The sequence below is a fragment of the Thiobacillus sp. genome, assembly GCA_024235835.1.
GTDB lineage: Bacteria > Pseudomonadota > Gammaproteobacteria > Burkholderiales > Thiobacillaceae > PFJX01.
This window is the reverse complement of record JACKLQ010000002.1, coordinates 1,030,034-1,044,244: the sequence shown is the minus strand read 5'-3', so window position 1 is coordinate 1,044,244 and position 14,211 is coordinate 1,030,034. Positions and strand designations below refer to the sequence as shown.

General features: G+C 64.5%; 15 protein-coding genes and 3 tRNA genes. 17 read left to right on the top strand and 1 reads right to left on the bottom strand.

Going from position 1 to position 14,211, the window contains the following annotated elements:
• Positions 1-37: 37 nt before the first annotated feature.
• The 13 genes from H6935_13245 to groL all read left to right on the top strand — a co-directional run bounded on the left by H6935_13245 (position 38) and on the right by groL (position 10,199).
• Positions 38-763 carry an EI24 domain-containing protein gene (locus H6935_13245; protein ID MCP5279305.1) on the top strand — a complete coding sequence of 242 codons (726 nt, stop codon included), beginning with the start codon at positions 38-40 and terminating at the stop codon, positions 761-763.
• Positions 760-1,140: a holo-ACP synthase gene (locus H6935_13240; protein ID MCP5279304.1), complete on the top strand. Its 381-nt coding sequence runs from the start codon at positions 760-762 to the stop codon at positions 1,138-1,140. Before H6935_13245 ends, H6935_13240 begins: the two co-directional genes overlap by 4 nt.
• Complete coding sequence (gene nagZ / locus H6935_13235; protein MCP5279303.1) at positions 1,137-2,276, top strand: beta-N-acetylhexosaminidase; 1,140 nt, start codon at positions 1,137-1,139, stop codon at positions 2,274-2,276. The genes H6935_13240 and nagZ overlap by 4 nt, the downstream gene beginning before the upstream one ends.
• Positions 2,276-3,169: a cation transporter gene (locus H6935_13230; protein ID MCP5279302.1), complete on the top strand. Its 894-nt coding sequence runs from the start codon at positions 2,276-2,278 to the stop codon at positions 3,167-3,169. Before nagZ ends, H6935_13230 begins: the two co-directional genes overlap by 1 nt.
• Entirely contained in the window at positions 3,166-4,347 is a 1,182-nt protein-coding gene (locus H6935_13225) for a DUF2863 family protein (GenBank protein ID MCP5279301.1), read from the top strand. Before H6935_13230 ends, H6935_13225 begins: the two co-directional genes overlap by 4 nt.
• A gap of 42 nt (positions 4,348-4,389) precedes the next feature.
• Complete coding sequence (locus H6935_13220) at positions 4,390-5,040, top strand: uracil-DNA glycosylase (GenBank protein MCP5279300.1); 651 nt, start codon at positions 4,390-4,392, stop codon at positions 5,038-5,040.
• A gap of 86 nt (positions 5,041-5,126) precedes the next feature.
• Complete coding sequence (locus H6935_13215) at positions 5,127-5,315, top strand: 4-oxalocrotonate tautomerase family protein (GenBank protein ID MCP5279299.1); 189 nt, start codon at positions 5,127-5,129, stop codon at positions 5,313-5,315.
• An 8-nt stretch (positions 5,316-5,323) separates the two neighbouring features.
• Positions 5,324-7,135, top strand: a complete 1,812-nt coding sequence (gene uvrC / locus H6935_13210) for an excinuclease ABC subunit UvrC (GenBank protein ID MCP5279298.1) — start codon at positions 5,324-5,326, stop codon at positions 7,133-7,135.
• Positions 7,136-7,153: 18 nt separating this feature from the next.
• Entirely contained in the window at positions 7,154-7,732 is a 579-nt protein-coding gene (pgsA, locus tag H6935_13205) for a CDP-diacylglycerol--glycerol-3-phosphate 3-phosphatidyltransferase (protein ID MCP5279297.1), read from the top strand.
• Positions 7,733-7,773: 41 nt separating this feature from the next.
• Positions 7,774-7,849, top strand: a tRNA-Gly gene (locus H6935_13200).
• A 58-nt stretch (positions 7,850-7,907) separates the two neighbouring features.
• A tRNA-Cys gene (locus H6935_13195) sits at positions 7,908-7,981 on the top strand.
• A gap of 158 nt (positions 7,982-8,139) precedes the next feature.
• Positions 8,140-8,430, top strand: coding sequence for a co-chaperone GroES (gene groES / locus H6935_13190; protein MCP5279296.1), 291 nt, complete (start codon positions 8,140-8,142; stop codon positions 8,428-8,430).
• A gap of 125 nt (positions 8,431-8,555) precedes the next feature.
• Positions 8,556-10,199 (top strand): chaperonin GroEL, encoded by a 1,644-nt coding sequence (groL, locus tag H6935_13185; protein MCP5279295.1) that lies wholly within the window; start codon positions 8,556-8,558, stop codon positions 10,197-10,199.
• A gap of 64 nt (positions 10,200-10,263) precedes the next feature.
• On the opposite strand, the gene H6935_13180 is transcribed toward groL, so the two are convergent.
• On the bottom strand, positions 10,264-10,788 hold the full coding sequence (locus tag H6935_13180; GenBank protein ID MCP5279294.1) for a transposase: 525 nt from the start codon (positions 10,786-10,788) through the stop codon (positions 10,264-10,266).
• 160 nt (positions 10,789-10,948) lie between these two features.
• Between H6935_13180 and H6935_13175 the strand changes: the two genes are divergently transcribed.
• From H6935_13175 to H6935_13160, 4 genes are all read left to right on the top strand, one after another.
• Positions 10,949-12,685 carry an arginine--tRNA ligase gene (locus H6935_13175; GenBank protein ID MCP5279293.1) on the top strand — a complete coding sequence of 579 codons (1,737 nt, stop codon included), beginning with the start codon at positions 10,949-10,951 and terminating at the stop codon, positions 12,683-12,685.
• Between the two features lie 4 nt (positions 12,686-12,689).
• Entirely contained in the window at positions 12,690-13,355 is a 666-nt protein-coding gene (locus H6935_13170) for an SPOR domain-containing protein (GenBank protein MCP5279292.1), read from the top strand.
• 8 nt (positions 13,356-13,363) lie between these two features.
• Entirely contained in the window at positions 13,364-14,005 is a 642-nt protein-coding gene (locus tag H6935_13165; GenBank protein ID MCP5279291.1) for a thiol:disulfide interchange protein DsbA/DsbL, read from the top strand.
• Between the two features lie 10 nt (positions 14,006-14,015).
• Positions 14,016-14,102 (top strand) — tRNA-Leu (locus tag H6935_13160).
• Positions 14,103-14,211 lie beyond the last annotated feature (109 nt).

The window sequence follows — 14,211 nt, the reverse complement described above, 5'->3', positions numbered from 1 at the left end:
CCCCGGCCTCCAGGGGCCGATATAATCGCTGCAAATCATGGACACAGTGCTCATGGCCCTAACCCGGGCCGCCAAGGACATCCTCTCGCCGCGCATGCTTTCCCTCGTGCTGTGGCCCATGGGCCTTGCCTTGCTGGCATGGGGGCTGCTGGCCTTCTGGTTCGGCGCGGGCTGGAAGCTGGAAATCCTGGAATTCCTGGCCACCACCCCCATCCAGGGCTGGATGGAGTGGGCCGGTGCCGATTGGCTGCTGGCCTACGCCGCTCTTTTTCTCATCGTCCTGCTATGGCTGCCCGCGGTGTATGTCACTGCCCTCCTCATCACCTCCCTGGCCCTCATGCCCATCATCGTCAAGCACGTGGAAACCAGGCATTACCCGGCCCTGCAGCGCCACCAGGGCGGCACCGTGACGGGCAGCGTGTTCAACGGCCTGGCCGCCACGGCCGTCTATGTCCTGGCCTGGCTGGTGCTTCTTCCGTTGTGGCTGTTTGCCCCCTTCGGCGCCCTGGTGTCGATACTGCTCAACGCCTGGCTGAACCAGCGCATGTTCATGTACGACGCCCTGGCCGAGCACGCCGACCGGGAGGAACTGAAGGCCCTGCGCAAGGGTGACGCCGGCCCCCTCTATTTGATGAGCATCCTGTTGGGACTGCTGGTGTTCGTGCCCGTGCTCAACCTGATGGCGCCGGTCTACATGGGCCTGGCCTTCACCCATTACGGCCTGGATGGGCTGGCACGACAACGACAGGCGGCGGCGGCATGATCCACGGCATCGGCACGGACATCGTTTCCATCAGGCGCATGGATGAGCTCCATGCCCGCTTCGGTGGCAGGCTGGCGGAGCGCATCCTGGCCCCCGAGGAACTGGAGGAGTATGCCGGGGCCACGGACAAGAACATCTTCCTGGCCAAGCGCTTCGCCGCCAAGGAGGCCTTCGCCAAGGCCGCGGGCACGGGCATGCGATCCCCCGTGCACTTCGGCGCCGTCCACGTAACCCACGACGCCCTCGGCCGGCCGGGCCTGGCATGGAACCCGGGGCTGTCGGCCTGGCTGGCAAGCCAGGGCGTCTCCGCGGCCCACCTCAGCCTGAGCGACGAAAGGGAATACGCCGTGGCCTTCGTCGTACTGGAGCGATCATGACCTACGCCCCCGACCATCCGCACCGCCCCCAGTCCAATAACCAGCCCTTCAGCCACCACCTCCCACTGGGGCCTGTGATGGCCGACGTGGCAGGCCTGGCCCTGACCCAGGAGGAACGGGACAGGTTGCTGCACCCCATGGTGGGAGGCGTCATCCTGTTCAAGCGAAACTACGAAAGCCCGGAGCAGGTGGCCGCCCTGTGCCGTGAAATCCACGCGCTTCGCAGTCCACACCTGCTCATCGGCGTGGACCACGAAGGCGGTCGGGTGCAACGCTTCCGGGAAGGCTTCACCCCCATACCCGCCATGGGCGCCATCGGCGAAGTATGGGATGGCCACCCCCAGCGAGCCCGCCGCCTGGCCCGGGACGCGGGCTACGTCATGGGCGCCGAACTACGGGCCGCGGGCGTGGACTTCAGCTTCGCTCCGGTGCTGGACCTGGACTACGGCAGCAGCGGCGTCATCGGCAGCAGGGCCTTCCACCGCAACGCCCAGGCCGTGGCCGAACTGGGCCACGCCGTGGCGCTGGGCCTCCAGGAGGCAGGCATGAGCGCCGTGGGCAAGCACTTCCCCGGCCACGGCTTCGTGGCGGCGGACTCCCATCTGGCCGTGCCCGTGGATGAACGAGGTCTGGCGGACATGGAATTCGCCGACATCCTGCCCTTCCGCCAGCTCATTGACCTGGGCCTGGCGGGCATCATGCCCGCCCATGTCATCTACCCCCGGGTGGACCCGCTGCCCGCCGGGTTCTCCCGGCGCTGGCTCAAGGAGATCCTGCGGGGACAGTATGGCTTCGAAGGCGTGATCTTCAGCGACGACCTGACCATGGAGGGAGCCAGCGTGGCCGGAGGTATCACTGAACGGGCCCTGGCGGCCCTGAACGCGGGCTGCGACATGGTGCTGGTGTGCAACCGGCCAGACCTGGCGGACACACTGCTGGAACGGCTCCAATGGAACCTGCCGCCGGTCTCGCTCATCCGCCTGGCGCGCATGCACGGCCGCCCCCATCCCCCGTCGCGCACTACCCTGCACGAAAGTCCCCGCTTCGCGGCCGCCCTGCGCCACCTGGATGGGATAGGCCAGACCGACACGAATCTGGCACTCTCGGATACCACCAACACCTGCGGAAAACAGTAATGGCCCTCTCCGTCGACCGGGGCACCACCCACATCCAGCATCACGTCGGCCACGACCAGGGCGGCGAACCCCTGTTCAAGGCTCTGTTCTTCACCCTGGGCTTCGCCGTGGTGGAGGCCGTGGCCGGCGTCCTCTCCGGCTCCCTGGCCCTGTTCTCCGACGCGGGCCACATGCTCACCGACAGCATGGCCCTGGGCCTCGCCAGCCTGGCTGCATGGCTGGCGCGCAAGCCACCTTCCCGGCGGCACACCTATGGCCTGGTGCGCCTGGAAGTCCTGGCGGCCCTGGTGAACAGCCTGGTCATGCTGGGCCTCATCGCCTACATCGTCTCCGAGGCCATCCAGCGCCTTCAGGAACCCCAGCCCGTGATGGGCGGAGCCGTCATGGTGGTGGCGGCCATCGGCCTGGTGGTGAATATCATCGTTGCCTGGATGCTGCACCATGGCGGCGACAACCTGAACACCCGGGCCGCCTTCCTCCACGTGCTGGGGGACATGCTGGGTTCCGTGGCCGCCCTGGTGGCAGGCGGGGTGATCTGGTACACGGGCTATACCCCCATAGACCCCATCCTTTCCATGGTGGTGGCCTTGCTCATCCTGGTGTCCGCGTGGCGCCTGCTTTGGGAAAGCATCCACGTGCTGCTGGAGGCGGTGCCGGCCCATATCAACATCGACACCGTGGCCCACGACATGGCGGACATTCCCGGCGTGCAGGTGGTCCACGACCTGCACATCTGGACCTTGTCCTCGGGCCAGATCGCCCTGTCCGCCCACATGGAGCTGGCTTCCTTCGACGACTGGGACCGCATCCTGCGGGCCACCCGCCATCGCCTGGACGAACGCCACGGCATCCGGCACGTCACATTGCAACCCGAATTGAGGGCACGCCCATGAAGCGCCGACGCACTTATGGTCGCCATCGCCTTTCCCGGGATGCAGAGCGCCTGACCTGGCTGGCCCAGGGCCTGGCCGACTCCGGCAGTCGCCTGGAGGACGCCTGGTGGGAGGCCGAGCTCACCACCCTCATCGACAAGCTGCTGAAGCAGGGGGACGACGAAGCCCTGAACCAGGCCCTGGACCGGCTGCATGAAGCCAACGCCCCCAGCCCCAGCCAGGCACGGGCCTACGAAGAACTAGCGGACCTGATCGAAGCAGGCTGCGAAGTCCGCCGGACTGGTGGCACCTCCCGCCTGCTCGTCGCCCTGCCGGTGCTGGCCTGGTCACGCTACGCCATCCCCGCCCGCAACATCCCCGCCGACATCCTGGCCACCCTGAAGGCCCAGCTGGGTGCCCACGTTCTTGCGGCGGAAGCCAAGGTCCATTTCGCCGACTTCCTGTTCAGCCCGGACCAGCTGCCCCAGGGCTACAGCCAGACCCGGGCCTTTGCCGACGAGCTGTGGCAGGCCGCCGAGCGGGGCCAGGACCTGAAGGTGGCGGCCGAAACCCTGCCCGAGAGCCAGGCCTTCATTTCCGACGTGCGCTACCTGCTGGCCGCCGTGGATGTCCCTGCCTACAGCCCCGTGTTTCGCTGGAATGAACCTGACGGCTCCCGGGATGGCGCCCTGGCCGCCTGGCGGGAACAGGGCAGCCCCAATCTCCAGCACGCCCTGGCGGGCTGCACCTACGAGTTCCTGTTGCCGGATGCCTATTTCGCCGCCTGGCGCCGGGCGGACCAGGAGAACCGCCCCTTCGCCCTCAAGGCGGCCGTGGCCTACCTGCAGACCCTGTTCAACGTCCCTGCCACAGGGCTGCGTGCCATCGTCGCCCCCTACTTCGACCGCTGGCTGGAGGAATGGCGCATCGGCTTCACCCTCCACGAGGCGGACCAGGTGGTGCACGGTGTCACCTGGCCCCTGCTGGGCCAGGAGGACGAGGGCGCGGACATACCCGGCCAGGTCGAGGCCGTGCTGCGTGCCGCCGGCATGACGGACATCCAGGTCATGGACACCCGCATGCCCCTGGAATACTGCGACGATTGCGGCGCCCCCCTCTTCCCCAATCCGGAGGGAGAGAACGTACACACGGAATTGCCGGAGGACGTGCAGGAATACCCGCCGGCCAGGCTGCACTAAATACAGTCGGCAGTCTTCAGTTTGAAGTATTTAGAAGAACTCATGACTAACAAGCCTCTGCCGACTGCCAACAGCGAACTGACCGCTTGTGAAGCCTGCCCCCGCCTGGCCGGTTTCCTGGCCCAGGCCCGCGCCACCCATCCGGGCTACTTCTGCCGCCCGGTTCCGCCCTTCGGCAACCCGGATCCCAGGCTGCTGATCGTCGGCCTGGCACCGGGCTTCCACGGCGCCAACCGCACCGGGCGCCCCTTCACCGGAGACTATGCCGGCGTGCTGCTGTACGAGACCCTGCACGCCTTCGGCTATGCCAGCCGGCCCGTGTCGGAATCCGCCGACGACGGCCTGGAATTGATCGGCTGCCGCATCACCAACGCGGTGAAGTGCGTGCCCCCGGAGAACAAGCCGGAGACCACCGAGATCCGCCAGTGCAACGGCTACCTCAAAGCCGAGTTGCAGGCCCTGCTTCCAGGCACCGACATCCTGGCCCTGGGCCTCATCGCCCACAAGGCCGTGCTCATGGCCCTGGGCCTGAAGCAGAGCGCCTACGCCTTCGGCCACGGCGCAGAACATGCACTGCCTTCAGGCCATAGGCTGTTCGACAGCTACCACTGCTCCCGCTACAACACCCAGACCAATCGCCTCACGCCGGAGATGTTCCGCGCCGTGTTTTCACGCATTCAACAGGAGATCTGACATGGCTCAACCCCCACGTTCGCTTCGTTCACTTCCCCCCGATGGGGCTACGGCGTCCTTTGGGACGGCCCGGCAGGAGGCCTGACATGCCCGTCGTCACCATCAAGCTGGCCGGTTCCCTTACCCGGGAGCAAAAGCGGAAGATCGCCGAGGAAGTCACCGATTCCCTGGAGCGCCACACCGGAAAACCCCGCTCCTATACCTACATCGCCTTCGAAGCCATGCCGGAAGAAGACTGGGCCATCGGCGGCCAGTTGCTGGACGAGGAAGACTGACCCCACCCATGGGCGAGGCGGCATTCGACGCCAAGGCCGTGCTGGCCTCGCTGCCCAATCTGCCCGGCGTGTACCGCATGCTGGGGGAGGACGGCACGGTGCTTTACGTGGGCAAGGCCAGGGACCTGAAGAAGCGGGTCTCCAGCTACTTCCAGAAATCGGATCTCTCGCCCCGCATCCGCCACATGGTGGCGCGCATCCGGGACATCCAGACCACTGTCACCCGCACCGAGGCCGAGGCCCTGCTGCTGGAGAACAACCTCATCAAGGGCCTGGCACCCAGGTACAACATTCTCTTCCGGGACGACAAGTCCTATCCCTACCTGCTGCTGTCGGGCCATGCCTATCCCCGCCTGGGCTTCTTCCGGGGCACGCCGGACAAGAAGCACCGGGTGTTCGGCCCCTTTCCCAATTCCCTGGCGGTGAGGGAAAGCATCCAGATCCTGCAGAAGGTTTTCCGCCTGCGCACCTGCGAGGACACGGTATTTTCAAACCGCTCCCGCCCCTGCCTGCTGCACCAGATCAAGCGCTGCAGTGGCCCCTGCGTGGGCCTGGTGAGCAATCTGGACTACGCCCGGGACGTGGAGGACGCCCTGCTCTTCCTGCAGGGCAAGGACGGTGAGGTCATCTCATCCCTCACCCACCGCATGAACGCCGCCGCCGAGGCCTGGAAGTTCGAGGAGGCGGCCTTCTGGCGGGACCAGATCAACGCCCTTTCCAAGGTGCGGGCCCAGCAGTTCGTGGAAAGCCGATCAAACCAGGATACGGACATCATTGCCGCCGTGCTGTCGGGTGGCGTGTCCTGCGTGTACCTGGTGATGGTGCGGGGCGGGCGCAACCTGGGAGGCCGGGCCTTCTTTCCCAGCCATGCGCAGGGCGTGGAGGAAGCGGATGCCGCCAGCCTGCTGGAAGCCTTCGCGGGGCAGCACTACGAGGGCCATCCGATCCCCACCACCCTGATCCTCAGCGACGAGGTTGAGGGCCTGGCGGACTGGCTGTCGGATCAGGCTGAGCGAAAGGTACAGGTCATCATCCGGCCCCAGGGGGAACGGCGCGTGTGGCTGGAGATGGCGGAGAAGAACGCCCAGTTGGCCCTGGCGGTCCGGGAAGGCCAGCGGGAGAATCAGAGCGCCCGCCTGGCTGCGCTGAACGAAGCCCTGGGGGAGGAAGGCATCGCCCGCATCGAGTGCTTCGACGTGAGCCACACCATGGGGGAAGCCACGGTGGTGTCCTGCGTGGTGTTCGACCAGGGCGCCATGCAGCCTTCGGAATACCGCCGCTACAACATTTCCGGCATTACCCCCGGTGACGACTACGCCGCCATGCGGGATGCCCTCTCCCGCCGCTACGGCAAGCTGGCGGCGGGGGAAGGCAAGCTGCCGGACCTGCTCCTCATCGACGGCGGCAAGGGCCAGCTGCACATGGCCGTGGACGTGCTCTCGGAACTGGGCCTGGGGGACCTGCCCATGGTGGGCGTGGCCAAGGGGGTGGAACGCAAGCCGGGCATGGAACAGCTCTTTCTCCCCGGGGAGGTCGAACCGTTGCGACTGACCCCGGACAACCCGGCTCTGCATCTGATCCAGCAGGTGCGGGACGAGGCTCACCGCTTTGCCATTACAGGTCACCGGGCAAGGCGGGGCAAGGCCCGCACCCAGTCCAGCCTGGAGGACATTCCCGGCATTGGCGCCAAGCGGCGGCAGAAACTGCTGCAAACCTTCGGTGGCCTTCGGGGCGTAGTGGACGCCGGTGTGAAGGAATTGGCACAGGTGGAAGGCATCAGCCGGGATCTTGCAGAGCGCATCTATCGGGAGCTGCACTAACCGCTTTAACATCGCGGCATGCCCTTCAACCTGCCCAATTCCCTCACCTGGCTGCGCATCGGACTTATTCCGCTGTTCGTGGCAGTGTTCTACCTGCCCGATGGCTGGGTGCCGAAGCACGCCATCAATCTCACCGCCACGGCGCTGTTCCTGCTGGCCTCCGTCACCGACTGGCTCGACGGCTGGCTGGCCCGGCGCCTCAACCAGATGTCCGCCTTCGGCGCCTTCCTGGACCCGGTGGCGGACAAGCTCATGGTGGCCGCCGCCCTCATCGTGCTGGTGGACCTGGACCGGGCAGGCATCGCCGCATCCCTCATCATCATCGGCCGGGAGATCGCCATCAGTGCCCTGCGGGAATGGATGGCCAAGGAAGGCCAGTCCAAGAGCGTGGCCGTGTCCTACATAGGCAAACTCAAGACCACGGTCCAGATGATCGCCATCTCCCTGCTGCTTTATCACGACCTGCTGTTGGGCTTGAACACCCAATGGCTGGGACGCTGGCTGCTGGACATCGCCGCCTTCCTCACCCTGTGGTCCATGGCCCACTACCTGCTCATGGCCTGGCGTTCCATGAAGAACCAACCCGCCAGCAGTTGACATGCCCCGAGGGGCTGGTCATAATCCGCCCCCACTTCGACGCGGGAATAGCTCAGTTGGTAGAGCGCAACCTTGCCAAGGTTGAGGTCGCGAGTTCGAGCCTCGTTTCCCGCTCCAGATACTTGGGGAAAGCCAAAAGCTTTCCCCAAATGCTTTCAGGGCACCGATTCCACACGGCGCGTTAGCAAAGCGGTTATGCAGCGGATTGCAAATCCGTTTAGATCGGTTCGACTCCGGTACGCGCCTCCAAGACATTCCAAAAGCCCGCTCCTGCGGGCTTTTTTCTTTTCCGCACTTGAAAACGTCATGGGCCGTCCCTACCATTAGCACTCGCCTGGGATGAGTGCTAACACCCCATCCCAATCGACACCCCCTGTTTCCACACGGATTTCTTATGGAGGAAAACAATGAAAATCCGTCCGTTGCATGACCGCGTTATCGTCAAGCGCATGGAAGAAGAGCGCAAGACTGCTTCCGGCATCGTCATTCCCGACACCGCTGCCGAAAAGCCCGATCAGGGCGAGATTGTTGCCGTGGGCCCCGGCAAGCGCGACGACAGCGGCAAGCTGATCGCCATGGATGTCAAAGTGGGCGACCGAGTGCTGTTCGGCAAGTACGCCGGCCAAAGCGTGAAGGTCGAGGGCCAGGAGCTCCTGGTCATGCGTGAAGAAGACATCATGGGCGTCGTCGAGAAGTAACGTGTTTGTTTGCGCTTCAGCGCGAGCACGCGCGCGACATCCCCGCGCAGGCGGGGATCCAGCCCGAAAACACCAGATTTCCGCCTTGGCGGGAATGTCGTTCAAGAATCAAGGAGTAAACGAATATGGCAGCTAAAGACGTACGTTTCGGCGACGCCGCCCGTCACCGCATGGTGGCTGGCGTCAACATCCTGGCCAACGCCGTAAAAGTGACCCTGGGCCCCAAGGGCCGCAACGTGGTGCTGGACCGCAGCTTCGGCGCCCCCACCGTGACCAAGGACGGTGTTTCCGTCGCCAAGGAGATCGAACTGAAGGACAAGTTCGAGAACATGGGTGCCCAGATGGTGAAGGAAGTCGCCTCCAAGACCTCCGACGTGGCCGGTGACGGCACCACCACCGCAACCGTGCTGGCCCAGTCCATCCTGGCCGAAGGCATGAAGTTCGTGGCCGCAGGCATGAACCCCATGGATCTGAAGCGCGGCATCGACAAGGCCGTCATTACCCTGACGGAAGAGCTGAAGAACATCTCCAAACCCTGCACCACCTCAAAGGAAATCGCCCAGGTGGGTTCCATTTCCGCCAACTCCGATTCCAGCATCGGCCAGATCATCGCCGACGCCATGGACAAGGTGGGCAAGGAAGGCGTCATCACCGTCGAGGACGGCTCCGGTCTGGAGAATGAGCTGGACGTGGTGGAGGGCATGCAGTTTGACCGCGGCTACCTGTCCCCCTACTTCATCAACAACGCCGAGAAACAGATGGCGGTGATGGAAGAACCTTACATCCTGCTGCACGACAAGAAGATCTCCAACATCCGCGACCTGCTGCCCGTGCTGGAGCAGGTGGCCAAGGCCGGCAAGCCCCTCTTGATCATCGCCGAGGACATCGAGGGAGAGGCGCTGGCCACCCTGGTGGTAAACAACATCCGTGGCATCCTGAAGACCGTGGCCGTCAAGGCCCCCGGTTTCGGAGACCGTCGCAAGGCCATGCTGGAAGACATGGCTATTCTCACCGGCGGCACCGTGATCGCCGAGGAAGTGGGCCTGTCCCTGGAGAAGGCCACCCTGAATGACCTGGGTCGTGCCAAGCGCGTCGAGGTAGGCAAGGAGAACTCCACCATCATCGACGGCGCCGGATCCGCTGACGCCATCAAGGACCGCATCACCCAGATCAACAAACAGATCGAAACAGTCACCTCCGACTACGACAAGGAGAAGCTGCAGGAGCGCAAGGCCAAGCTGGCCGGCGGTGTTGCGGTGATCAAGGTGGGTGCAGCCACCGAAGTCGAGATGAAGGAGAAGAAGGCTCGCGTGGAAGACGCCCTGCACGCCACCCGCGCTGCCGTTGAAGAAGGCATCGTCCCCGGCGGCGGGGTGGCCCTCCTGCGCGCCCGTTCCAAGATCGTGAAGCTGAAAGGTGACAACCACGATCAGGACGCCGGCATCAAGATCGTGCTGCGCGCCATCGAGCAGCCCTTGCGCGAAATAGTGCGCAACTGCGGCGAGGAAGATTCCGTGGTGGTGAACAAGGTGCTGGGCGGCAAAGGCAACTACGGCTACAACGCCGCCACCGGCGAATACGGCGACATGATGGAAATGGGCGTGCTGGATCCCACCAAGGTGACCCGCACCGCGCTCCAGAACGCCTCCTCCGTGGCCGGTCTGATGCTGACCACCGACTGCATGGTCTCTGAAATGCCCGAGGACAAGAAGGTCGGCGCCCCCGACATGAACCCCGGCATGGGCGGCATGGGCGACATGGGCTTTTAACCCTGATGCAGGTTGGGCTCCCCGCCCGACCCAGCCGACAAAAACCCCGCCGCGGCGGGGTTTTTTATTGGGCCAGGGGGGCGAACTTCAACACCCTGGCCACGCCAGCCGGCGGTGCCAGCTCGGCCCAGTCATGGGGGTAATGCCCCTCCGCCATGCGCTTGGCCAGGCTGGACCATCGATAATCCCCTGCCCGCTCCACGTGGCCATGCCGCACGGGGTCGTAGTGGATGAAATCCAGATGGTCTCGCAACTCCTCCTTGCTCATGAGGGTACGTACCTTCAAGCCGTGTTCCCAGACCTGGGTCTGGGTATCCTCGACGGAGCTTCCGCCCTTGCGCAATTCGCGCTGGAAAGAGGCCCGCAGGGAATTGACGATGGCGCTGCACTCGTTGCCGGGGGGCGAGGTGAACAGCAGGTGCACATGGTCGTCCAGCACCACATAGGCCGCGATGACCAGATGGAACTGCTTCTTGGTCTCCCCGAGTTTTTCCAAGAGCAGGCGCTTGGCATCCTCGCCTTTCAGCAAGGGCTCCCTGTGCCGGGTATACAGGGAAACAAACATGTACTCGTCGGTTGGACCTTCCATGGCGTGATCGGGTGATGACACGTGGCGTGATTGTGGCATCCATATATGCAGCCCGCTATGGATAATAGTTATATATACGTATATCAAAAGCCCTACTTCCCCGGGAACAGCTTGCGGGAGGGGGCCGGTATAATTCCACAGATATTTCAGCCAGCATGCCATGACAGCCTACTTCGCCCCCAAGTCCCTGCTCATTTCCCTGTTTCAAGCCGCCGTAAAGCAAGTGGCCCCGGACATGTCGGTGGAGGTGGAACTGGACCGCCCCAAACAGGCCAGCCATGGTGATTTCGCCTGCAACGTGGCCATGCAGCTGGCCAAGCCCCTGAAGCGCAACCCCAGGGAACTGGCCCAGGCCCTGCTGGCGGCCTTGCCACCCTCCGGTCTGGTGGAGAAGACCGAGATTGCCGGTCCCGGCTTCATTAACGTCTTCATGAAACCCGCTGCCTGGCAGGGCCTTGCGCCCCATATCCTGCGAACAGGCCGCACCTATGGTCGCGGAGAACTGGGCAAGGGAGAGAAGATCCAGGTGGAATTCGTTTCCGCCAACCCCACTGGTCCCCTGCACGTGGGTCATGGGCGGGGCGCGGCCTTCGGCGCCAGTCTCTCCAACGTACTGGCCTTCGCCGGCTATGACGTGCACCGGGAGTACTACGTCAACGACGCCGGCCGGCAGATGGACATCCTTGCCCTCTCCACCTGGCTGCGCTACCTGGAGCTGTGCAGCGAATTCGTGCCCTTCCCGGGCAACGCCTACCAGGGCGGTTACGTGCGCACCATGGCGGACAGCATCTTCGCCCTCCATGCTGACCGCTACAAACGCCCCGCCACCGAAGTGATATCCAAGGTACCCGAAGCGGCCGACGACCCCGAGGGACACCTGGACGCCCTCATCGCCAACGCCAAGCACCTGCTGGGCGCGGACTACGGATATATCCACGGCTTCGCCCTGGAAGAGCAACTGGGGGACGGACGCAACGACCTGACCGAATTCGGCGTCACCTTCGATACCTGGTTCTCGGAAAGGACCCTGCACGAATCCGGTCTCATAGACCGTGCCGTGGAGGCCCTGCGCAAGCATGGACACCTCTATGAGCAGGATGGCGCCCTCTGGTTCCGTTCCACCCACTTCGGTGACGAAAAGGACCGGGTGGTGCGTCGGGACAACGGCATCTACACCTACTTCGCCGCCGACATCGCCTACCACCTGAACAAGTTCGAGCGGGGCTTCTCCCGAGTTATCGACGTGTGGGGCGCGGATCACCACGGCTACATCCCCCGGGTAAAGGGTGCCCTTACCGCCGCCGGCCTGGACGCGGAGCGTCTCCAGGTTGCCCTGGTGCAGTTCGCCGTGCTCTACCGCAACGGGCAGAAGGCCTCCATGTCCACCCGGTCCGGGGAATACGTGACCCTGCGGGACCTGCGTGCCGAGGTGGGCAATGACGCTGCCCGTTTCTTCTACGTGCTGCGCAAGTCCGACCAACACCTGGATTTCGACCTGGACCTGGCCAAGAGCCAGAGCAACGACAACCCGGTCTACTACATCCAGTATGCCCACGCCCGGGTCTGCAGCGTGCTGAGCAGCTGGGGCGGCCTGGAGGCCGACCTGGCGGACGCCAACGTCGCCCGCCTGGAACACCCCCAGGAAATCGCCCTGCTGCGGCGCCTGGCGGAATTCCCCGAGATCATGGCCAACGCCGCCCGGGAATTCTCTCCCCACATCATCGCCTACTACCTCAAGGACCTGGCCGCAGATCTCCATGGCCTGTACGTGGCCTGCCAGTTCCTGGTGGAGGACGAGGAGCTGAAGCAGGCCCGCCTGGTGCTCGTCGCCGCCACCCGCCTGGTGCTGCGCAACGGCCTTGCCATCCTGGGCGTGTCCGCGCCGGAGAAAATGTAAGCCCATGGCGAGACGGGAGGGCAGGGGTACCCGGCGAGAGGAAAGCCAGAAGCAGACCCGCAAGGGTGGCGGCCTGTTCGCCGGCCTGCTGATCGGCCTGACCCTGGGCCTGGCCGTGGCTGCGGGAGTGGTCTGGTACCTGAACATGAACCCCAGCCCCATGAAGGACGAGCTCCCCCTGGCGCCCCTGCCCACCAAGGCCGCCCGCCCCTCCGAGGCAACCGGAGACGAACCTCACGCCCCCCCCCTGCCTCCGTCTCCCGAACCGGCGGCGGAAAAGCCGCCGGCCGCCAAGGCGGAGGTCAAGCCCCAGCCTGCCTCCAAGAAAGAGACCGCACCGCCCCCCCGGTCCAAGGTCAACTACACCTTCTACGGCATCCTGCCCGGCGACAAGCCCGCCCGGCCCATGGACCCACCTGCCTCCAAGGACACATGGTGGCTACAGATCGCCGCCCTGAGCGACGCCAAGAAGGCAGACCAGATCCGGGCCAAGCTGGTCATGCTGAACCTGCGGGCCAGCACCCAGAAAATCGAGAGCAACGGTCAACCCCTCTACCGTATCCGCGTTGGACCCTACAAGCGCGAGGACGACGCCTTCGGTGACCTGGACGTCCTCACGGAGAACGATTTCCACGCCCGGCTGCTCAAAGACCCCGTGAATCCCAAATAGGAGTTTTCATGAACAAGATTCTTGCCACCCTGATGCTGGCCCTGCCCCTGGCCTTTGCAACCCCCGCAGCCCTGGCCGTGGACGCGGGCATCGACTATGCCGTGCTGTCGCCCCCCCAGCGCACCGATGTGAAGCCCGGCCAGGTGGAAGTACTGGAGTTCTTCTGGTACCGCTGCCCCCACTGCTACAACATGGAACCCGAGGTGGAGGCCTGGAAGAAAAAGCTGCCCAGGAACGTCGTGTTCAAGCGCGTACCGGGCATCCTCAGCGACGGCTGGGTGCCCCTGACCCGGGCCTACTACGCCCTGGAAGCCCTGGACCTGGTCAACAAGCTACACAACGATGTCTTCAAGGCCATCCACAGCCAGGGCGTGGACCTGAACAACCCGGAAACCTTTTTCGACTGGGTCGCCGCCAAGGGCGTGGATCGCAAGCAGCTGGTCGCCGCCTACAACTCCTTCGGTGTCAACAGCAAGGTCATGCGCGCCAAGCAGATGACCCAGGCCTACAAGCTCACCGGCGTCCCCGCCTTCGCCGTCAACGGCAAGTACACCACCTCCGCCTACATGACCGGCAGCCACGCCAAGCTGTTCGAGGCCCTGGACGAACTGGTGGACATGGAACTCCAGGCCAAGGGCGGCAAGCGCTGAAGATCATCCAGCCCGGATGGTGAAATTGGTAGACACAAGGGACTTAAAATCCCTCGGCCGCAAGGCTGTGCGGGTTCGATTCCCGCTCCGGGCACCAGCACAGAGGGCTGCCTGTCATTCAGGCAGACGCACAAGGCCTAGCCGAGTCCGCAGGGTCGTTATTCCCTGGGGTTGTGCCTCCCAAACCGGCTGCGGGTCGAAATGCC